Here is a 23,356-nt window from a genome sequence, read left to right on the forward strand (position 1 = left end):
CTGCTCCACTTAATTTATTGGTACCAGATAAACCTGTAATACTTCCTGTTAAGCTAGCTGTTATTGTTACATGATTCGTAGATGCATCAAAACCTGTTACGGTATTGCCATAGGCATCCTGTGCGGTAATGGTATTTGTTCCTGTAAATGCCACTCCACTACTTTGTGGGGAATTAAAATTCAAGGCAAATTTACTCAAGCTGGATGATCCCACCGTAATGCTTAATCGATCAGAACCAGCCGCTGCCAATGAACCATCATTAACTGCCACCGTAGCGGATTCAGCATGGTAAAGACCTAAAGTAGCCGTGGCTACTCCATTGCTGAAAGTCACGGATGTTGCTGTACCAAATGCCGTAGAATTTACGGTTGGATTTGTGGTAGGAGAAGAAGAACTAGCTGCACCTGAGAACGTTAAACTCTTGGCTCCGGTGTAAGTTGTTACCGTATTTCCTTGTGCGTCTTTCGCGGTGATCGTAATTGTTTGTGTAGTACCTGCGGTTTGTGTACCTGTTCCAGTGATAAGCAATTTTGTGGCTGCTCCCGAATTCACAGAAATCAATCCAGAAGTAAAGGGTGGCCCAGTAATTGGACTAAAGGTAAACGTGCCTGAACCTGAGGTTCCAGTAAAGTTTAAACCTAAGTTGCTTAGGTTCGCCACTCCATTCACAAAGTCTCCTGCTCCATTCAATTTATTCGTTCCAGATAATCCTGTGATACTTCCTGTTAAGCTAGATGTTACTAGTACATTATTCGAAGATGCATTAAATCCTGTTACTGTATTTCCATAAGCATCTTGTGCTGTTAAACTATTGGTTCCAATGAATGCTATTCCATTGATTTGAGGACTAGCCAAAACTACACTAAACTTAGCAAAGGCCCCTACCGTTACGCTTACAGCTAAATCTCCAGCACCACTTGATGTTACGCTTCCGTCATTTACATTAATCAGAGCCGACTCCACTTTGTATAAGCTCATGTTTCCTGTCGCTACTCCATTGCTGAAGTTAATACTTGTTGATGTGCCAAAGTCCGTACTTCCTAATTGGGGTGCAGTTACTGGTGAAGTAGAACTATTTGCTCCCGAGAAAGTTAAACTCTTCGTTCCAACATATGAGGTTACGGTATTTCCTTGCGCATCTTTCGCTGTTATTGTAATCGTTTGAATGCTTCCTGCTGTCTGTGTTCCGCTCCCCATTATGACAAATTTATTGGAGGAACCCGGATTGATGGTGATGGTAGAACTTGTTACTGCTGTTCCTGTTGTTGGAGTGAACGTAAAAGTTCCTGTACCTGATGTTCCTGTGTACTTCAAACCTAAGCTACTTAAATTAGCTATTCCATTCATGAAGTCCCCTGAATTACTTAATTTAGTTATTCCTGACAATCCAGAAATACTACCTGATAAACTTGTCGTCAGGCTTATATTATTTGCACTCGCATCAAAGCCTACTACTGTATTACCATAATTATCCATGGCTGTCAAGGTGTTCGATGCTGTAAAAGCCGCTCCATTAATTTGTGGACTAGTTAAACTAAGTGCCAATTTTGTCATAGATGATGATCCAACTGTCACATTCAATGTTCCACCTATATTCGAGTTAATGACACCATCCGAAGCATTAAGTGCTGCCGATTCAGCTTTGTACAAAATAATAGAACCTGATGCTACACCCGCGGTAAAAGTCAAGCTCACCGCTGATCCAAAATTCGTAGCATCTAGGGTTGGTGTTATGATTGGACTATTGGATTGATTTGCTCCACTGAACGTAATCGACTTAACTCCAGTATAGCCTGTTGCTGTGTTGCCACTCGCATCTTTTGCTGTAATCGTGATGTTTTGACTTGCTCCTGCTGTCTGGGTGCCTGTTCCTGTAATGATGAACTTGCTAGCAGAACCTGCGCCTATCGTAACATTCGCACTCGATACTGCTGTTCCTGTGGCTGGAGTAAATGTAAAGGTTCCTGTTCCAATGGTTCCAGAATATTTTAATCCAAGACTGGTCAAATTCGCCACACCTCCAGAGAAGTCAGTATTTGCATTCAATATATGGGTTCCTGATAAACCAGCTACAGATCCCGTCAAGGTATTGACCGTAACAGTAACATTATTTACTGCCGCATTGAAAGTCGAAACTAAATTACCATAAGCATCCAAGGCTTGTAAAGTATTTACTCCTGTAAAGAATACTCCACTATTTTGTGGACTCGTTAAGCTAACGGCCAATTTACTGAATGATCCTGCGCTTACTGCTACACTCAAACGGTCAGCCCCTGCACTGATGCTTCCATCCGTTGCTGCTACGACCGCTGATTCTACTTGATACAAGCTCAGGCTCGCTGTGGCTACTCCATTGCTGAAGCTCACGCTCGTGGCTGTACCAACGTTCGTGCCCCCCACCGTTGGGTTCGTGGCTGGGCTTGATGAAGCATTCGCTCCACTGAACGTGATCGACTTGATGCCTGTATAACCCGTTGCCGTGTTGCCACTCGCATCCTTGGCTGTGATTGTAATCGTTTGGCTTGCTCCCGCTGTTTGGGTGCCTGTTCCTGTGATAATCAATTTAGTGGCTGCGCCTGAATTCACCGTAATCGCTCCAGATGTTACTGGTGCTCCAGTAACTGGACTAAAGGTAAATGTGCCTGAGCCGGAAGCTCCCGTGTAGATTAAACCTAAGTTCGTTAAGTTCGCTACACCGGATGTAAAGTCGCCCGCATTGTTTAATTTATTCGTGCCACTTAAGCCTGTAATGCTTCCTGTTAAACTAGCTGTTACTGTTACGTTATTGCTGGCAGCACTAAAGCCTGTTACCGTATTGCCATAAGCATCTTGTGCCGTTAAGGTATTTGTTCCTGTAAACGCTGTACCTGAAGTTTGTGAACTTGCTAAGCTGACTAAAAATTTACTTGCACTAGATGGGCTAGCAATAACTGTCAAACGATCAACCCCTGTTGTATTAATTGCACCTTGAGAAGCAACAATAACAGCTGTTTCAGCTTTATATAATGTTAAAGTAGCTGTTGCTACTCCATTACTGAAGGTCACACTAGTGGCTGCACCAAAGTCGGTACTTCCTATTTGGGGTACAGTTATTGGTGACGAAGCACTATTCGCTCCAGAAAATACTAAACTTTTAACACCTGTATATGCTGTAACGGCATCTCCCAAAACGTCAACAGCTGTGATGGTTAGATTTTGTGATGTACCAGCTGTTTGAGTTCCAGTACCCGTAATAATAAATTTTAAGGCAGCACCTTGAACAACTCCTAGATTTAGATTAAATGTAGTAGAACCTCCCGAATTGGTGGCCGTTACCACATAAGTAGATGAAGCAAGAATACTAGTGGGTGTACCACTAATAATACCAGTATTAACATCTAAGGCTAATCCTGTTGGTAAAGCTGGGTTTATTGAATAAACAATATTTGATCCTGTGACAGTAGGACTGATACTTGTTGCATTCTCTCCCCGATAAAAAGTAGCTGGAGTAGAATAAGTCAATCCTGAAGGCGGAATGTCATTTACCACCATATTAAAAGTCGACGTAGGAGATATACAACCTGTACCTGAATTCCTAACTGAAAAATTAAAATTATATGTATTTAATGCTGAATTAAGGGGAATACCGACGGAAATTGGGCTAGAAACCAAACTCGAGTTTGTCAATGCCATAAAGCCACTTAATGCGGTAGTTCCAGTAGTTAATGAATACTGATCAGGGGAATTAGTCGTGGCAGAATAGGGAATTAAAAAACTGCTTGCAGATCGATAAACTGAAGCAATGGCGGACAATGTAATGCTTGGACGTGGAATGCTAGTAGCTATAACCGCAGTTCTGCTACTTTCTGAACAACTAGTAGCAGCTGCTTGTGCATAAAAAGTTGTAGTTGCTGAAAGTGAAGGAGTAGAAAAGGTTGCTCCACTACCCAACAAATTTGTACCACTTAAAGCATCATACCACTTTACTGTACCTGTGGTACCTATGGCAGCTAAATTAGCCGAAGTTGTTTCACAAGCACTTCCTGCTGTTATACTTTCAAGACCATTGACAGGGGCAACAATTTTTGTTCTAGTATTGGAAACACATCCAGTTGTACTATTACGGCTTTCTACATAATAAATAAGTGGGGTACTGGTAGATGGAGTGGTTATTGCATTAGTTCCTGTAAAAAGCGCTGAGCCGCCAGATGAATTTGAATACCAATCGCCAACTAGTCCACTAGTAGCGGAAATAGCTAAATTCATGGTACCAGAACCACAAATAGAATTGGGACTTGGGGGAGTTAATTTATAGATGCTTTTAGTAGAAGACCCATTGCCTGCCACATAGATTGATCCTTGTGCATCAAAGGTCATGCCCTGTGGAGTTGTAATACCCGTAGCATATGATGAAATTGTTCTATCTGTTGCTACTTTTCGTATAATAGAACTCGCAAAAATGGGATAATACAAATTTCCATTAGAATCACGAATTAGGTCAGCAATGTTGGTATTGACCGAAGTGGCATAAACAGATACACTAGTACCTGAAGAATTAATTTTTAAGATATTGGCCGCACCTCGGTTCGCCACATACATATTTCCATCAGGATCAAAACATATACCAAAAGCATTATTTATTTGTGAATCATTACAAAAAGTTGAAACTATCCCACTTGGTGAAATTTTGTATATAACATTCCCTGTAGTGGTTACATATACATTATTATTACTGTCAACAGCCGAGCCTTGCGGACTGGTTATAGTAGCAAAAACACTCAAGGTATTAGTACTATATTCCATTTTAACAACACCATTGGCTTGGGGCATAATGACATACACATTTCCCAAATTGTCAATTGTTAATGAAGAGATAGCACTATTAGAAAGTCCCCCAATCGGCATACTACTTGAGGCTGCAATAAGTGTTCCTGCGGTAGAATAAATTTGAATTACTGGGGCATCACTTACTTTGGGGCTATACAAATAGGAATTTAGAGGATTAAAAACCAATCCCCTCGAACTGTTTGATGAAGCGTATGAAAATTGTAGATTGTTGGATACACTACCAACAGATTGAGTTGGGGCGTTTGGAATGGCATTAACTATGGCTAAATTTTGACTAGTAAAACCGGTAGAAGAGATAACTACATTTCCAGCTCCTCCTGATGTTTGCTTAAGATAAATGGTAGTTTCATTTACAATTCCGCCTGATTGAGTTAAGGTTACAGAAGCGGTATATGTTCCAGAAAGGCTAGTAGAAACTGTATATCCTGTAGGTGCTGTGATTACCATATTTGCCGTTAATCCTTTACCACTAACCGTAAATTTTTCAGAACAAGTTGAAAACCCCGTTGAATTTACTTCTAAAACAGGAATACCAAAATAGGCGTTTTCTGTTAATTCAACTTTAATCCGATCTTCCATACTTAAACTGGACGGAAATGATAATAGCTCAGACCAACCGCCACCTCCAGTAGTGTGTTCATTCAAGCGATCTCTACCAATATTGTCCCAAGAAGTTCCTGAATTAGCTGTTTGGGCTTGTACTGAATTTATTCCCAATGTAGTATTCCAAACAGCCGAAGCTAGGGGAATATTGATTCCATTTTGATAAATCGATCCATTTCTAATGGAACTAGAAGCTAATGTAGCACTGAAAAGTAAATTAGTGGAAGAACTTGAATTCCAATTATTCGTTGTCGCATCTCCCAATAAAAATCCATTTCCGCTAGATTGAAATTTATTAACGCTTATAATTTGTCCGTTGGTCGTCACAGCACTTGAAAGAGCTAATGATCTAAAATCATTACCAGAAACTGTCCCTGAAAAACGAATAAATGGTTTATTGCTTTCCAAAATGATGCTTCCTGAACTCACAATTTGAGGCTGATTGGCCGAGCTTGACTGAGTTAAATTATTTCCATTACCAGATTGATCATACCAAATGCTTACAAATACATCTGTTCCAGCAAAAAAAGTAGAAAAAGATAAGGTTGCTCCTATTGATAATCCAGAAGTCCCAGTAGATACCACAGTACAAATACTTGAACCACTCAATTCATTATTTGTATCAAAACCAATATCGACAGTTGCTTGATCACTAGCTCTTCGAACTTGCATGATCTTTCCTGTATAAGAAGTACTTAATTTTCTAACAGAAAAAGCCACACTTGCGGGTGAAGAGGCCGTTAAATTTAGGACATCAAGGGGAAATTGTGCAAAAGCCGGAACAAAAGAAGACAAAAACACAAAATACAATATGGACAGCGTCCGTACTGATTTTTGCAACATACATTAAAAATTTACAAGAGAACGACAGGTAATGATATTTAAAATTATTAAAATAATTTAACAAAAAGGCCTTCAATTATAAACTAAGAACATTCTTTTCTAAAAAAAATAAAAAATATTATTTTCGATTTACCACCAAATAAACGAAGCAAGTAGTTTAATCATGGATTTAATTATAATTGAAAAATGGCATCGTTGAAGAAATAGTTTTCCTCTTATTTCTATTTCAAAATATTTTTTTGGTGGAAGAAGGAATCAGAATTTAATCGATTTAAACTAAAAAAAGCAATACCCCGTTTCCAAGGTATTGCTTTTTTGTTGGGGTGGACCAGCATGGGCTCGAACCATGGACCCCCTGATTATGAGTCAGATGCTCTAACCAACTGAGCTACAAGTCCGCATTGAATTGCTTCAACGAGCTGCAAAATTAAATAATCAAGAGCTTTTTAACTAATTTCCTTTATAAATTTATAATTTGAGGTTCAATCTGGATAGCTAGACTCCAAGTTTAACAATGAAAACAAAAACCTTTATCAGCGATTTATCCAAGAAAATTTACCCAATCTCAGAAATGATCAACGGGAATAATATACAAGAAGGGATTTTACAACTTATTCAAAAAGATTACCCAAATTTCAAATCAGAGAGTAATTTAGCTCTAACAGAATTGAACATTTTTCGTCAAATCTATTTGTCGGACTTCCTCAAAAAAGAAACGGGCGACTTAACCGCCTTGGAACAAGTAGTTTTGAAAAATGAAGCTGACCACCGACTAATTACCCAAGCGGTGGATATGGAGGACTTCGGGGAATTGACTATTGGTCAAAAAATTGCCGATAAAGTAGCTTCCTTTGGAGGAAGTTGGCGTTTTATCATTTCCTTCTTCGTATTTTTAGCCCTGTGGATATTGGCTAATGTCTATTTGTTTTTAAACCAAGGCTTTGACCCCTACCCTTTTATTCTATTGAATCTAATTTTATCCTGTATTGCGTCCCTGCAAGCACCAGTGATTATGATGAGTCAAAATAGACAAGAGGAAAGAGATCGAGAGAGATCCAAAAAAGATTATTTAATCAATTTAAAATCAGAACTGGAAATCAGGTTATTGAACGAAAAAATAGATCATTTGATGACTCATCAGCAACAAGAATTACTCGAAATACAAAATATCCAAGTTGAAATGTTAAATGAAATAACCAATTTGGTAAAAGATAAGAAAGTCCGCTAAACTATGTACCCAACTAAAATTATCAATGACCCTATTTATGGATTTATTAAAATTAATAATCCGTTCATATTAAAACTCATTGATCACCCCTATTTTCAGCGATTAAAACGCATCAAACAACTAGGTTTAGCCGAATTTGTGTATCCGGGTGCACATCATACCCGTTTCCACCATGCCTTGGGAGCCATGCATTTGATGGACCAAGCTTTAAATAATTTACAGGCCAAAGGTTACTCCATATCAGATGATGAAAGAGAAGCTGCTGAAATTGCTATTTTATTACATGATATAGGACATGGTCCATTTTCTCATGTATTGGAATATTCCTTATTAGAAAAAGTACACCATGAGGATATTTCCCAATTATTAATGGCCACTTTAAACAAACATTTTGAAGGTAAATTAGATCTTGCCATCCAAATGTTTTCAGACAAATACCATCGTCCATTTTTTCATCAATTGATTTCAAGTCAATTGGATGTAGATCGCTTAGATTATCTAAGTAGAGATTCTTTTTACACAGGAGTAAGAGAGGGATTCATCGGCTCAGAAAGGCTATTATCCATGTTGGATTTAGTGAATGAGAAGCTCGTTTTGGAAGAAAAGGGGATTTATTCCATTGAAAATTTCTTGATGGCCCGAAGACTCATGTATTGGCAGGTTTATTTACACAAAACAGCTATTGCCGCCGAAAGCATGTTGATACAAATACTAAGAAGAGCAAAATATTTAATTAATTCGGGTATACAATTAGAATGTTCAACACCCCTATTTACCTTTTTAAGTAAAGTATATACTTGGGAAGAATTTTCTACCAGAGAATCTCTTTTGGTCGCTTTTACTGATTTAGATGACCACGACGTTTGGGCTGCCATAAAAAGCTGGAAATCTGCCGAAGATATTATTTTAAAAAACCTTTGCCAGCAATTTTTAACAAGGAAACTGTTTACTTGTAAATTAGGGAGTCAACCTATTCCAAGAACGAAAAAACAGGAAATAGAGCAAATGATTCAAAAAAGCCTAGGTATTAGTGCAGATGAAGTGGGATATTTTGTGGTAGATGGCTCAACGAGTAATGCCGCCTATATTCAAGGAGACAATACCATCAAAATGGTCGATAAACAAGGTCATGTGGTCGAGTTACTCGAAGCTTCTGACTTACCGACCATCCAAGCATTAAGTAAGATTGTAAAAAAATACTATTTTTGTTGCCCAAAGAGCGTATATTTGCAAGGCGAACTACGTTAATTGTGTACCTAATTCCATTATTACCTGAAAATCAATTCATCCCTGCATGAAATTTACTGTTGATCAAATTGCCGGACTAATTCATGGAACAGTAGATGGGAATGGAGCTGATATTATATCTGATTTCAGCAAGATAGAAGAAGGGAAATCAGGTACTATTTCATTTTTAGCCAACCCCAAATACGAGGCATTTTTATATGATTCTAAGGCCACTGCCATTATCATTTCAGAAGATCAAGTACTCAAAAAGAAACCTTTAGCTACTTTAATTCGCGTGGCTAATCCCTATTTGTCATTTACGGTATTATTACAAAAATACCAAGAAATGATAGCATCTAATGAAACGGGGATTCAGCAACCTTCTTTTATTGATCCTAGTGCTACTTTAGGTGAAAACCTATATGTTGGTACTTTCTCCAGTATTAATCGGAATGCGAAAATAGGTTCAGGTACCCGAATATTGAACAACGTCAGTATAGGAGCTAATGTTGAAATTGGGGAAAATTGCGTCATATACCCAGGAGCAATCATTTATTCAGATTCGAAAATTGGGAATCACTGCATCATTCATGCGAATGCGGTCATAGGTTCAGATGGCTTTGGATTTGCTCCTCAACCTGATGGTACCTTTACAAGCATTCCACAATTAGGCAATGTACTCATTGAAGATTATGTCAGTATTGGTGCGAATACCACCATTGACCGTGCTACCATGGGCTCAACCAAAATTGGTCAAGGTTCCAAAATTGATAATTTAGTACAAATTGCCCACAATGTAGAAATTGGCAAAAATACTGCCATAGCCGCTCAAGTGGGTGTTTCGGGTTCCACAAAGATTGGAGATCATTGTTTAATAGGTGGACAAGTTGGCGTAGCAGGACATATTAGTATTGCTTCCAACACCATTGTTACAGCACAATCTGGTGTAACAAAAACCGTTAAAACTCCTGGTCAAACACTAGGAGGCACTCCAGCCTCCCCTAATGTAGATTATTTAAAAAGAAATGCACTTATTCGTCAATTACCAGACTTGTTTGAAAAAATAAATCAAGCAATGAAAGTTGAGTAAATGGACATTAGATTCGTATGAACAATAAGCAACACACCATTAGTAAATCTGTCACTCTAAGCGGAGTGGGTCTCCATACAGGCGTAATAGCCAATATGACATTTTTACCAGCACCTGCCAATCACGGCATAAAGTTTCAACGTATTGATTTACCTGATCAACCTATTGCAGATGCTGATGTTGACTATGTTGTAGATACATCAAGAGGTACCACAATCGAGCATAACGGGGCACGAATCAATACGGTTGAGCATGTTTTGGCCGCTATGGTGGGTATGGAAATAGATAATATTCTGATACAATTAGACGGTCCTGAACCTCCGATCATGGATGGTAGCTCCATCAAGTTTGTCGAAGCTTTAGAAGACGCAATTCCATTAGAACAAGAAGCTCATCGAAAATTCTTTGAACTACCTGAAGAAATTCGTTTTAAGGATTTAGATAAAGGAATTGAATTGGCAGCACTTCCCTTGAATGATTACCGAATTGCTGTCATGGTGGATTATAATTCTAAATTTCTTTCCAGTCAACACGCAAATTTGACACACGTTTCTCAATTTAAGGAACAATTTGCTATGTGCAGAACTTTCTGTTTTGTGCATGAATTAGAAGTCTTATATAAAGCAGGTTTAATAAAAGGTGGAGATTTAAATAATGCCATCGTCATTGCTGATCGCGACTATTCAGAAAATGAATTATCTCATTTATCAGAAGTTCTGGGAAAACCCAAAGTAAGCATATCCAAAGAAGTAGGTATTCTCAATAACACCCAATTATACTATAATAATGAAATGGCACGCCATAAATTATTGGATGTAATGGGCGACTTAGCCTTAGTGGGAAGACCAATTAAAGCGCAGATTCTTGCCTCAAGACCGGGACATGCCTCAAACGTTGAATTGGCCAAAAAGATTAAGAAATTAATGCTTGAAACAGAGAAAAATAAAGTACCTGTTTACGATCCTAAACAACCTCCTATATGTTCTCACGAACGTATTTACGAGCTATTACCTCACCGATATCCATTCCAAATGATTGATAAAATCACTTATTTGGATGAAAATAGTGTGGTGGGTATCAAAAATGTAACCATGAATGAAAGCTATTTCATGGGCCATTTCCCAAATAATCCCGTTATGCCTGGTGTTATGCAGGTAGAGGCCATGGCACAAACTGGAGGCATTTTAGTGTTAAGTTCTGTTCCAGATCCAGAAAACTATTGGCCTTATTTAGTGGGCATTGAAAATTGTCGATTCAGAAGAAGCGTAATTCCTGGAGATACTGTTATCTTTCGCTGCGAATTAATTTCACCAATAAGAAGAGGAATTGCTAAAATGACAGGAAAGGCTTATGTAGCTGGACAAGTTGTTTGTGAAGCAGAAATGACCGCTAGTTTAGTTAGAAAATCATAATTTTACCTATGACATATCCGCTTACACATATAGATCCATCCGCAAAAATTGGCCAAAATGTGACTATTGATCCATTTACCATGATACACGGAGATGTGGAAATCGGTGATGGAACATGGATTGGATCCAATGTAACTATTTTTCCAGGTGCTCGCATCGGTAAAAATGTACGCATTTTTCCTGGCGCTGTGATATCCGCAATACCTCAAGACTTGAAATTTGGGGGTGAAAAAACAACGGCTGAAATTGGTGATAATACCACCATTCGAGAATGTGTCACAATCAATCGGGGTACTGTAGATAAGGACCGAACCGTGATAGGGAAAAATTGTTTAATCATGGCCTATGTACATATAGCTCATGATTGCCAAATTGCAGACAATTGTATTTTGGCCAATGCTGTTCAAATGGCAGGACACGTCACTGTAGGTGAATATGCGATTATTGGTGGATCTACTGCCATTCATCAATTCGCCAGTATCGGTAAACATGTGATGATTTCAGGGGGCTCACTCGTTCGTAAAGATGTTCCACCTTATACCAAATCTGGTAGAGAACCGCTTACATATGCTGGCATCAATTCGGTAGGTTTACGCCGAAGAAATTTCACAGATGGTCAAATAGCTGATATACAAGAAATCTATCGGTATGTCTATCAAAAAGGCCTGAACATCCAAACAGCCTTAAGTGAAATCGAAGAACAAATAAGCCCTTCTTTAGAAAGAGATGAGATACTTTCCTTTATTCGTAGCTCCGAACGTGGAATCATGAAAGGATAATAATTCAATTCATGAAAATTCTTGCCGAACATGTTGAAAAAAAATTCCGTCAAGAATGGGTCGTTCGCTCCTTTTCCTTTGAATTTGAATCTGGCCAATCTTATGCTCTAACAGGACCCAATGGTTCAGGAAAATCTACCCTACTTCGAATTTTAGCACAATATTCCCTCCCAACAAAAGGTAAAGTTAACTTTCTCCAAGATAACCTTAGCAGCTTTGAAGCTGAACAATGTCATTCACTTGTAGCTTATGCTGCCCCCTATGTCGAATTAATTGAGGAATTTACTTTATCTGAATTAATAAGCTTCCTCATTCAATTAAAAGCATTACCTGCCCAAATTAGCTTAGATCTCTTTCAGCAATATATTGAATTACAACCAGACAAGAATAAATTCATTAAGAACTATTCCTCAGGTATGCGGCAAAAAATCAAATTGGGAATAACCCTATTGGCCAATAAACCATTTTTATTCTTTGATGAACCTACGACGAATTTGGATGAAAAAGCAAAAAAATGGTTTTATCAAAAAATCAAGGAACAAAGCAATCGCTTGATCATCATTGCATCAAATGAAGCAGCTGAGATTAATTTATGTCAACATCGTATCTCGATCCTAGACTTTAAATAAATTTCGTTTCAGTCGAAATAACAGTAGGCCTAATACTACGAAATTGAATCCCAAAAAATAAGCTATATCAGCTAATCCAAGTACTCCTTTAGAGATATTTCGATAATGAAAATTCAGACTATATAAATCAATATCCAAACTTGCGAAAAATGGAATTAAAGCTAGTTCTTGAGGACCTTGCCAAAAAACAAAATTGAAAGCTACGCCCAATACAAATGCTAAGGCTTGTTTGTTAGTTAAAGAAGATGCCAAGGCACTTAAGCACACAAAGGCTAATCCCAATAAGCAAATAGAAATATAGCCCCCTAGAATCAATGTTGAATCATAATTACCAACAGGACTTCCTAAATGGCTCAAAGAATACACAAAAAAGAGCGTAGGAATAAGTGAAGTAAGCACGACAGCAAATGTTCCTAGGACCTTTCCTACCAAGATATCCCAATCTGAAACGGGCAAAGATCGAAGCAAATCATATGTTTTCAAAGCATATTCCTCCGAAAATAAACGCATGCTCAATGCTGGAATAAAGAACAAGAAAAACCAAGGTGCTAATTCAAAAAATACACTTAATTCAGCAAATCCAAAATCCAATACATTTCCTTCAAATACCCAGGTATAAAGGCCTGTCAGCATATAAAAAGCTAACATAAGCCCTAAGCCAATAAATGAACTGAAAAAGGATAGATACTCTTTTTGAACAATAGCCCACATAAATTTTACTCAAAAAATGGTTTTTCTTTCTTTAAAATGGCAGAAACAATTAATCCCAATAAAAATAAGAATAGAGTAGACATGAATACAATTAACACAAATTGTACACCTGGTCCCATCATCATAGAGGACACTTTCATCGCTTCAGAAATTTGACTTTCACTTAATCCTTGCTCCTCCATCTTTTCACGAGCAATATCCATTTGCTTTTGAAGTACCGTTGTATCAATGAAATTCAAATAAATATAATTATAAGCTCCAGCAGCTAAGCCCCAAATAGCCCCTAGCAAACTAGATACTCCCAAACCCTGACTATACCCTAAGTATCCGCCATTTTGCTCTCTAAATTCCTTCAATGTGAGGAATAAAATAGAGATATTTATCACTAAAGTGGACAAAAATGTTATCCAACCTAGAGATTCAGAAAATTGATCTTCTAATCCAATATACTTGGTTAATAAGGTAAATAAAAAACTTAATGTTCCTCCAATTAAGCCCCATTTTAAAGCAAGAAGCGAGGATGAAGGTGTAGATTCGGATTGATTTTCCATAGATTTAAGAACGTTTGTAGTATAGAGAAATAAGTAGATTGGGTAAAAATGATAAAGCTATTTTCTGAAAAAAGTCATCCTTAGCAATGCTAAATGCATTAATATGTGATATACTATTTTTCAATTCTAAAAAATAAGTTTGTCCTTCTTGTTGAACGATAACCTCTTGATATTGAGCTAGTTCAACTAAGCTTAATCGAATATATTCATTTAATATATCTAAACCAGCATTTGATTGAAAAAACCAATGAAAAAAACTAAATGTTAATATACCGACTATGATCACAAAGACATATTGAAACACAAACAAGTGCAGAAAATGAACGGAATGATTCGTATTTTGCTTTAAGGCCCTTTGCACCAAAAACCACTGAAATAATAAGACAATCACATAACTAGGTGCCTTTTTACCTCCAATTGGTATAATTTCATTTTGGTATAATACATAACAATAAACCAAAATTAGGCCCAATACAACAAGGGCAGCTATGACCAATTCTGGCAAGCGTTTAAGGTTTAAAAACATATTAAAATGAGGTATAAAATGAACCATTAACCACTCCTACTATTTGGTGGTCAAAAGAGTGATTCAAAAATCCAGAATTTTTCGATTTACTTAAAATCATGGATTCCTGGTATTCGACCTTCTTCTCTGCTACCAAAACACCCTTACAAACCTGACCCACAGACAATGTCGTAGCATCAATTCCTACTAATTTAGCTGGTCTATGATGAATCCACGAATCAACGCTAGAAATATTTCTATGTGTTGCAGCTTGTAAAAGTGCAGGCAAAAGTGTTTCTAAGCCTACAATTCCAAAACTTGCTTGATCAAACTCAATCGCTTTCAATTCTATTTCAATAGGGTGATGATCAGATACAATAGCATCTATTGTTCCATCTTGTAAACCATCCCAAAGTGCATCCTGATCATCATTGGTTCTAAATGGAGGATTAACCTTTTTATTCGTGTCAAAATCAGCTAAATCTGATTCTGTAAATATCAATTGATGGATAGCTACATCTGAAGAAACTGGCAATCCATCTTGTTTTGCTTGTCGTATTAATTCTACGGATTCTCTACTTGATAAACAGGAAAAATGAAGTCTAAATCCTTCACTACCATTCCCGAAACTATTACTTTGTACATATCTTAATAAATCCAAATCCCGATTGATGGACAAGGTTTCCGCTAAAACAGGAATACCTTTTAATCCCATCAATGTACTTTGCAAGCCCTCATGAATTTGTCCATAAAGAGATAATCCATCTGTATTAGGTCTGGTAACCATGGTTACAGGTAATGTTTGTAGATACTGTAAACATTTGACCATCAAATCTGTATTCTGCAATGAACCCGTACCGTGGCTAAACCATTGTGCGCCCGCTTGGTGTAAATCATATAGATCCGTAAAATTCTCACCTTGATTATCTAAGGTCAGTGGTGCTATAGGATAAAAATTTACCTCAGATGATTGATTCCCAATAAATTGGATCGCTTCCGCTTGTTGAGGCACTGGATTTCCAGTAGGTAATAGAGCCAAATCCAAAACTCCACCTCGCAATGCGGCGGATTTCAAGGAATTCCAATCTTCTTTAAATTCTCCTCCGGGTAAAGTATGATGTACACGTAGATCTATGACAGAAGGATACCAACTCAAATTTTCACCATCTACCTGTGTATTAGCAGGACCAGAGATAGTCGGTGCAATTTCCTTCCAAAATCCATTTTCAGCCAATAAATCAACTTTTTGTTGAAAATAGCTCGAAGTACTATCTAAAATTAAAACGGACTTAAATAAAATGCGCATGGCTTTTGGTATAAAAAAAAACCCTGAAAATCAGGGTTTTAAAATCAATGTGCAACGAATGATTTATAGGTGGCCACATCCATTAATTCGGATAAATCACCAACATTACTTGGTTTTAATTTCACGATCCAACCTTCACCATACGGATCTGAGTTGATTAATTCTGGGCTATTATTTAATGCTGTATTAAACTCGATTACTTCTCCTGCAACAGGTAAAAACAAATCAGAAACTGTTTTCACAGCTTCCACTGTTCCAAATACACCATCTTTAGCGATATTCTTGCCTATTGTTTCCACTTCAACAAAAACGATATCTCCTAATTCACTTTGTGCGAAATCAGTAATTCCTACGACAGCTACATCTCCTTCTAAACGAATCCACTCGTGCTCTTGGGTATATTTTAATTGATCTGGAAAATTCATATTCTTATTTTAATTTGTTACACAAAGGTCAATAAAGTTATCATTTTTTGCAAATCGAATTTACATCCTTTTTGCTATTCAGATAAACTATATCGTATCTGGAATCCTCCAGCCACTGTAGAACGATAAAATGAATTCGAAACCAATGGATTATTCATCATCTTATCGAAGTAAGCCGTGACTGATAACTTATTATTGATGGAATAAGTTATCTGAGGTCTAAATTGGAAATTGATAAATCCTTGGGTTACAATCGTCTCTGCATCCAATTTTCTTTGTAAAGTCCTGGTATCTCGAATGGTTAAATTCATATTAAACCTCAAATCATTCGGTAGTCGAACAAAAGCACCATTGATTTTAAAAGGTATCAACATATTCGCTCTGGTAAAACCGATGGAAACAGTAAAGTCTTTATTGGATAATTCTGCTACCTGAGAATTCGACAAATTCAACCCGACATTTCGGTCTTGATTATATTCCAAACGCAAGGATACCCTACTTTTAGTAATGGCATTAAAGCCAATTAATGGCGAAAATCTTTCTGAGAAAGAGATCGTGCTCATCACATAAACTGGAATTAATGTATTGGTTTGGGGATCAAAACGGGACGATAATGGATACAATAAACTATTTAAGGTTAGGTTAACGTAGTCATTTTCGAATTGACCATATTCCAAAGAAGAAATAAAATTACCCACATTATACGTACTAGAATACATGTGTGTTATGGTAAATGAGCTGAATTTCTTTTTCAACCAAGGCATTAAATTTATACCGTTGTAATCCACTTTCCAGTTAGGTAATGGAATATCATAAAAAGGTGAATATTTAACTGTTTGTGCTGAAACTCCAGAATATGCCGCAAAAAAGGACGGAATCAATACATCTTGAGAATTGATATTATAACTACCATCCGCCGCCTTGGCTCTATTTAGACGTGCCAATAAAACTTCTCGGTTACTTCTAAATTCATCAAAAACCAATTGGGGGTCTTTGAAAGCAGTTAAAAAGGATAAAAAGGACATCGAATAATTACCCGATCTTAATGGATTCTGACTTACAAACTTACCTCCTACTGCGGTAGGTCTAAAAAACTCCTGATAATTATCACCTCGATTATAATTACCTTCCAATTGAATACGTAAATCCTTATTGGGTTCCAATTGAGTGATATAACTAAATTTAGTATTTCGTAATTGAGTAAATGGTACATTTTGAACGGTACTCTTGGTTAACCAACCTTCCTGAGCTGCTTTAAAACGAATACCATCATCTTGGCCACCACTAACAAAATCCAAACCAGGCGCTGAGGTATTACCATTCAATCCAAACAGCCCTGGTTGCTGTAAGAAACCAGGTAATGTCGTAGATTCATTGACAGAATAATTCACCTGAATACCCCTTAGCGTTAAAAATAAACGAGCAAAGGTTTTTAAGACCGATTTACTTGGAATGGCAATTTCTTCCTCATCACCGGGATTTCTAGCCACATTTTTTCCCGTTGCTGCTGGTGTATTAGCCCAACGTAATGCTCGAATTCGATTGTATAAAGACACAAAATCCACTTTTCCACTAATAGCTCTTTCCCTCGTATTTTTAATAATATTTCCAAAAGGCAAATCCAAGGAATCACGTATATTGAATGAATTGGCATAATAATTATAACCAATTCGGTGTGTATAATCAGCATTCATCCAATCCGTCAACGGAAGCTTTTGTAGAGGTAATCGCCAAACGATACCAGCCTGCTGATCAAAGTTCTTCGCTCTTCCAAATGACTTAATGTTGTTCATCACAGAATCTCGTTTGGCTTGAGTATCAATATCACCGAACGGCTCATCGATGATGGCATTAACCATCGTATTATAATTAAAAATGATGCTTTTGGTCAAATTCCAATTCAAAGCATATTGCCGATTAAAGAACCAATACTTTTCAAATTGAGGTGCTACACCATTGATATTTAAATCTTGATTTCTCAGTTGAGTTTTGACAAAACTACGATCCATTTCAGCCCTAACAGTAAAAGAGCTAGGCTTCCAGTTAAAATTAAAATCTTTGATGATATCCAACCAAGAAGAACTCGTATTCCATTTGTTAAAGGGCTCCCAAAATGCACTATTCGTTGTGAATGAATATAAGATACTAGCTCGTTGGCTGTACTGCTGGTAAGAATGTATCATCGTACTCGTTCTGAGCATCTCCGAATAGGCATAAGAGAATGTGAAATTTGAAAAATCCCACAAATAGGCCCGTTTAGATAAGCTATTCTTGACTTTTCGCACATTGGTGAAGTTAAAACCTCGACGTTCAGTATTGTCTTCCACCAATTTAGCATAGCCCGCACCTTTAGTTTCCAAAGCATTAGATAAAAATATATCTGGATCTAATGGATCAAATTGAGGCGAGATATTGCGTTTATCGTAGGTTATAAAGAACGGAATTCGGAAACCCCAATTGGCAGGCAAAAACTTCTCCAAATTTAAATTTGCGGTAATTCCATATTCGATGTAATTCTCTCTAGAACGTTCAGATATCTTGGATTGAACTCCTCCAAAACCATAATTCTTGAAACTTCCGTTTAACATGATGGTTCCTAAATCAGCCAATTTTAATCCTAATTTACCTACTGCAGCTTCTCCCGATGTTTGATCAAAATCTGAAGCTCTTAATTCATTCACCCATATACAAAAACTCTTTGGCCCATCCGTGCTGATGTTACGCATACCAATCATCATGGTCATACTAGCACTTTGATCTGGTCGGCCCATAACAGTCACTAGATATTGCTTTCCTGATGAACTAGTCATAAGAATGGAGAAACGTTCATTCAACGTTTTCCCTTGCTTATCTCGCTCCATTTTGGCACGCTTTAATAAGTCAAACTCAATATCAAACTCATTTTCCATTGGCCAAATTTCCAAGTCCAAACTTTGACCTTTTTGAGTTTGAGTCAATCCCACAGATTGAACTTCATAGTAGTTATCCGTCAAATCCGTACCAATTCTTATAAATGCAGCAACTTTGCCATTGATTTGTTCTTGACTTTGCATGGATACAAACATGCGTAGTCGTTTATAATTGATGAAGTCAAAACTGGTATTTTTAAATACCGCTCGAGCATCCCCCGGACGTAAATTATCCACACATAAACTCATCGATTGCTCATTTAAACGAGCATTATTTATGGTCGTGATATCTTGATCACGTACAAAACCTGGTGGAACGACATAAGGAATCGTGTTAGTTCCTTTAAAAGCAGGTCCGTTTTCCTCAATATTCACAGAAGAAACTTTAAACTTAGCATCATATGGTTCAGGAAGATCCACTCCATTTTTCTTGTCCAAATCACCTAAAAACTTACGGTAAGAATAGCCAGAAAGCTGTAATTGAGCAAAACGCAATACCACTGGCTCTTGGAATTGAGTCAGCAACATGCGGAAAAAACGAATGGATTTAAAACTGTTCATTCCACCTACTGCCGTAGGTTTATCTTTGATTGGAATACGGAATAAATACCAATCGACCCCATTTTCAGTCACACGATCCACAACGTAGCCTTTACCCACTTCCAATTGCCCTGGTTTCAAATCCACTTCATATTTGAAGTACGATTCTACTTCATTCACCGTATTATCGGTATTCAAATCTTCTCGATCTGGAACCATACTATTGGCTTCCGTAAAATTAGTATTACTTGGGTTATCCGTTGTGGGAGAGTTATTTTCAAGCCCCATAAAGTTCTTGTAGCGCTCAATTAAACTTTCTGTTCCGTTAAACTTCTCATTCAAATAGTAATCAAAATCGTCACCTGCCGGATCTTTAACTATTTTAGTAAGAGCAGTTTGATCCGTAACTTTAGTTCGTACTTGATTTAAATACTCTTTGAAATAAGTTTCCTCTGAAACAGTGGTCCCTTCAGAAACCTGATTGGATAATCCATCCAACCCAACATCTTGCGTAGACCTACCTGCTTGATTATCAAATGCATTGATGACAAATTGCCTTTTGGGTGCTATCCCCCATTGGGTAACCTCGACATTCTGTGAAGGGCCAGAGGTGATTTTTTCACCTGCTGGAATTCCATTTTCAAAGTTGGAAAAACCATCAGGAATAAAGTCTTCTGAAATATCTCCTAAATGAAATACAAGCTTCCCGCCTGTTTCATTATTTTTGTTAATAATACCATCACGTACCTTCCCTTGTTCACCGGCAACAAATGGATTCATTAACCAAAATTCAATCTGCTCTACATTGGCATTATCAAAATCTGTATCTGAATTGATAGCTCGAGTGATAGCCCCAAAATTATTCTTAGGATCTCCTGCCAACAATCCTTTGGCTGTCATGTCTGTATTGAAATTATAGATACCTCGCTCTTGTGGGAAATAAGCAACATCTAATACCCCTAGAGGTAAATTGGTAATATTGTTAGCAAAGTCTTTATTGGGAAATAATCCTTTCGGAGTAACCACCCTTTCATAGGCATAGGCATTTACTTTATTAGGATCTATACCAGGAACATCTAAACCAAAGCCTCCTTGGCCATAAATACTAGCGTCTACATTGTAGGCTGAAATCTTAGCACGCTTAAAATTTGAAGTTAAATCTCGTGGATTACCAACGATAAATTCCTTGGGTGTTGAAGCTGGTTTCCAAAGTGTCGGTTGAGAAGAAAAATTATATACCACACGTGCTGCCTCAAAATCATCAATAAAAGCATTTCCTTGAACGCGATCATTAACATTAGGAATTAATTTGGCTACCTCTCCTTGAAAATCAATGACCGATGCCTCTTTTGTCGATACAATCGGCAAAGCATCTAAAGCTCGGGTTAGCGCCATCGATTTACGAAATAAACTGGCATCAAATCCAATCAAGGTATTATTTACCGGTTCATTCCCAATAGCCACACGACGAAAAAATGCCGGTGGACTTTCACTCATATTTTGGAAGGTGGCTCCTAAATGAAAATCAGAACCTAAATTATAATCCAATCGAGTACCCAATAAGGTACGCACTTGATTGGAAAACAAATCAGGCTTTTCATAACAAATCTTCAACTCTCTACCTGAAGAAAAGATACTTTCATTGATGATTTTCAATCTTCCAGACATTCCTTCTACAATGAAATCTGTACCTGAAGTAAGTAATTGACCACCGGCAGAAACCGTAACCGATTTCGCTTCCACACCAAATGGTAACATGATATCGCTGCCCATCCCAGACTGGAATGACCCTTTTAGAAAAAATTTATTTTTTCCTGCTAATTGTAAAGCATCGGACTGGGTTTTTCGATATAACTCATCAAAAACATATTTACTTTCCAAATTAGATTCTGAAGGTCCAAAATTAGATTTTAAATTCCGACCAAAGGGTTCTAAAACAGGAAAAATAATACGTCCATTTTTAGCATCAATGGTTAATTCATCAACAAAGTCAAAATTTCCATCGGGTTGCGGATCACCTGCAAAATTCAGTTTGTCCAATCCCAATACTTTCACCAAAGGAATATCCTTCAATTTTTCTCCTTCAATCAAATTGGAATTGTCTATACCTGTGGCGTCATCCTTATAAACAATCCGTAATTGAAAATTTTGCTTAGCTAAACCATTGGTATTCAATGAATAAATATTCTTCATCATTAAATCCCACATAGGGTGATACAAATTATTACGGATGGTAGACGACTTTAACATTTTAAGTACCAACACCTCATCATCTCTACGAGCTTGATAATCCTCTGTTAACTCGCCAACTTTGTACTTTCTCCCATTCAAGGTGTACTCATAAGCTACAGCCAAAACTTCGTCATTTCTTAAAGGAGAAACCAAGGATAAATAACCTAGGGTTGGATGAAATTTAAATTCCCTTTCATTCAATCGCTTGGCTCCCTTCAACATATCAAAGTCAGTCCCTCTCTGTAAATTATAGGCTGACTCCAAACGATAAGAAGCCTGATCCGATTTTCTTATTTCAGCGTCATTCACCAACTTAGCATATAATCCATTATTTCTATTGTCAACAGGTTGATTGGGAATAATGGGACTTAAAGTTAGGTTATTGGCACTATATGGAGCAGATTCTCCTAAATCTGAGAGAGAAATTAAGTTTCGAAGCGTCTCGGTACTTTGTGTTCTATTGGTAACATATACTTCTACACGAGTAATAGAAATTCCAGAAGAAAGCATGGGCACATTCTTCAATGCTTGCTCATATTGATTTCTAAAATAGCTTGACAAGAAGAAATGTCGATTTTCATCGTATTGATCTGCTCGTATTTCAAAAGATTTACCTTGAGTTCCTCCTTTTAACGTGATACAATCTTGTTTGGAACGTTGTTGAGCTGCAACAACCGTCACATCCAAATTTCCAAATCTCATTAATGTCTTTAAACCAAACAAATTTTGAACGCCAGGAATCAATTGGGAATTCAGTGTCCACGATGTATTTCCCAATTCAATATTTTGTAGAATATCTTCTTCTTGAGTTTTCCAATTTAGTTTTAATTGATTTTGAAAGTTAAAACTTGCTTTAGTATCAAAATTGGTATTAAGATTCAGTTTTTCTCCAATTTTTCCTTGAAAGTTAATTTGTGCTTGCTCATTAAAAAATAAATTTCCGACATATCGCAATTGGACTGGAATAGCAGGATTATCCACAAACTGTCCCATATATCCAATATCCAATAACAAACTACCATTGGGCTTAAAATAGACCTCGTTTCCTCCAAATATTCGGTCAATAGCCGGAGGTAATTCTATTTTAGGAAAAAGACCGCGGGATTGTAATGAACTACTTCCGTCTAAACTTTTGGAATAGGCATTCCAAAAACTGCGGTTGACTTGCCCATCTTGCTCTCGGGCATATTCTTGAAAAGAAAATGGCCTGATAGGTTGAACCGCTATATTCCCTAATTGCTGAGATTGAACTAACTGATTTTGTTCCAGAAAAGATAAAGTACTTTTAGCTCCTTTAATGGAATAGATCGAAAAAGGAGATTTTGGGCTTTGTTGAAATATACTAAATGGAGTAGGTGACTTGAGAGTGAACCTAGGTCTTTTCCCACTTTTTTCTAAAGTAGTATCTTCCTCAATAAATGCACTCTTATCAGCATAAGCCCCATTTACTACCCCATTAAGTAGCAAAAATGCTATGCAAGTAATCAGAACACGAGATGCAAAATGTTTATGCACAATTATTCGGGAAACAATTTTAA

Annotated in this window: 13 protein-coding genes and 1 tRNA gene; 6 read left to right on the top strand and 8 right to left on the bottom strand. The window is 37.2% G+C overall.

Annotated elements, in window-relative coordinates; genetic code table 11:
- Both U0R11_RS11760 and U0R11_RS11765 read right to left on the bottom strand, forming a co-directional pair.
- Positions 1-6,274: Ig-like domain-containing protein (locus U0R11_RS11760; RefSeq protein ID WP_406751870.1), on the bottom strand; the 6,274-nt coding region annotated here is incomplete at its 3' end.
- A 324-nt stretch (positions 6,275-6,598) separates the two neighbouring features.
- Positions 6,599-6,672: transfer RNA gene (locus U0R11_RS11765), tRNA-Ile, on the bottom strand.
- A 116-nt stretch (positions 6,673-6,788) separates the two neighbouring features.
- On the opposite strand from U0R11_RS11765, the gene U0R11_RS11770 reads away from it, so the two are divergent.
- From U0R11_RS11770 to U0R11_RS11795, 6 genes are read left to right on the top strand one after another with little or no spacing between them, the layout of a single operon-like run.
- Positions 6,789-7,502 carry a DUF1003 domain-containing protein gene (locus U0R11_RS11770; RefSeq protein ID WP_406751871.1) on the top strand — a complete coding sequence of 238 codons (714 nt, stop codon included), beginning with the start codon at positions 6,789-6,791 and terminating at the stop codon, positions 7,500-7,502.
- Positions 7,503-7,505: 3 nt separating this feature from the next.
- Positions 7,506-8,750 (top strand): HD domain-containing protein, encoded by a 1,245-nt coding sequence (locus tag U0R11_RS11775; protein ID WP_406751872.1) that lies wholly within the window; start codon positions 7,506-7,508, stop codon positions 8,748-8,750.
- Between the two features lie 46 nt (positions 8,751-8,796).
- A complete protein-coding gene (gene lpxD, locus U0R11_RS11780; protein WP_406751873.1) occupies positions 8,797-9,819 on the top strand; it encodes a UDP-3-O-(3-hydroxymyristoyl)glucosamine N-acyltransferase in 1,023 nt (340 codons plus the stop codon).
- Between the two features lie 17 nt (positions 9,820-9,836).
- Entirely contained in the window at positions 9,837-11,231 is a 1,395-nt protein-coding gene (locus U0R11_RS11785) for a bifunctional UDP-3-O-[3-hydroxymyristoyl] N-acetylglucosamine deacetylase/3-hydroxyacyl-ACP dehydratase (RefSeq protein ID WP_406751874.1), read from the top strand.
- Positions 11,232-11,239: 8 nt separating this feature from the next.
- Positions 11,240-12,010 carry an acyl-ACP--UDP-N-acetylglucosamine O-acyltransferase gene (gene lpxA / locus U0R11_RS11790; protein ID WP_406751875.1) on the top strand — a complete coding sequence of 257 codons (771 nt, stop codon included), beginning with the start codon at positions 11,240-11,242 and terminating at the stop codon, positions 12,008-12,010.
- An 11-nt stretch (positions 12,011-12,021) separates the two neighbouring features.
- Positions 12,022-12,639 carry an ABC transporter ATP-binding protein gene (locus U0R11_RS11795; protein ID WP_406751876.1) on the top strand — a complete coding sequence of 206 codons (618 nt, stop codon included), beginning with the start codon at positions 12,022-12,024 and terminating at the stop codon, positions 12,637-12,639.
- On the opposite strand, the gene U0R11_RS11800 is transcribed toward U0R11_RS11795, so the two are convergent.
- The 6 genes from U0R11_RS11800 to sov all read right to left on the bottom strand — a co-directional run bounded on the left by U0R11_RS11800 (position 12,625) and on the right by sov (position 23,333).
- Complete coding sequence (locus U0R11_RS11800) at positions 12,625-13,350, bottom strand: ABC transporter permease (protein ID WP_406751877.1); 726 nt, start codon at positions 13,348-13,350, stop codon at positions 12,625-12,627. The two genes, U0R11_RS11795 and U0R11_RS11800, sit on opposite strands and share 15 nt — an antisense overlap.
- 5 nt (positions 13,351-13,355) lie before the next feature.
- Positions 13,356-13,901 (bottom strand): DUF4199 domain-containing protein, encoded by a 546-nt coding sequence (locus U0R11_RS11805; protein WP_406751878.1) that lies wholly within the window; start codon positions 13,899-13,901, stop codon positions 13,356-13,358.
- 4 nt (positions 13,902-13,905) lie between these two features.
- Complete coding sequence (locus U0R11_RS11810) at positions 13,906-14,427, bottom strand: hypothetical protein (protein WP_406751879.1); 522 nt, start codon at positions 14,425-14,427, stop codon at positions 13,906-13,908.
- A gap of 1 nt (position 14,428) precedes the next feature.
- Positions 14,429-15,712, bottom strand: a complete 1,284-nt coding sequence (locus U0R11_RS11815) for a dihydroorotase (RefSeq protein WP_406751880.1) — start codon at positions 15,710-15,712, stop codon at positions 14,429-14,431.
- Positions 15,713-15,756: 44 nt separating this feature from the next.
- Positions 15,757-16,137: a glycine cleavage system protein GcvH gene (gcvH, locus tag U0R11_RS11820; protein ID WP_406751881.1), complete on the bottom strand. Its 381-nt coding sequence runs from the start codon at positions 16,135-16,137 to the stop codon at positions 15,757-15,759.
- 74 nt (positions 16,138-16,211) lie between these two features.
- Positions 16,212-23,333, bottom strand: a complete 7,122-nt coding sequence (sov, locus tag U0R11_RS11825) for a T9SS outer membrane translocon Sov/SprA (RefSeq protein WP_406751882.1) — start codon at positions 23,331-23,333, stop codon at positions 16,212-16,214.
- Positions 23,334-23,356: the final 23 nt, after the last annotated feature.

Source organism: Aquirufa salirivi, from assembly GCF_045310485.1.
Lineage (GTDB): Bacteria > Bacteroidota > Bacteroidia > Cytophagales > Spirosomataceae > Aquirufa > Aquirufa salirivi.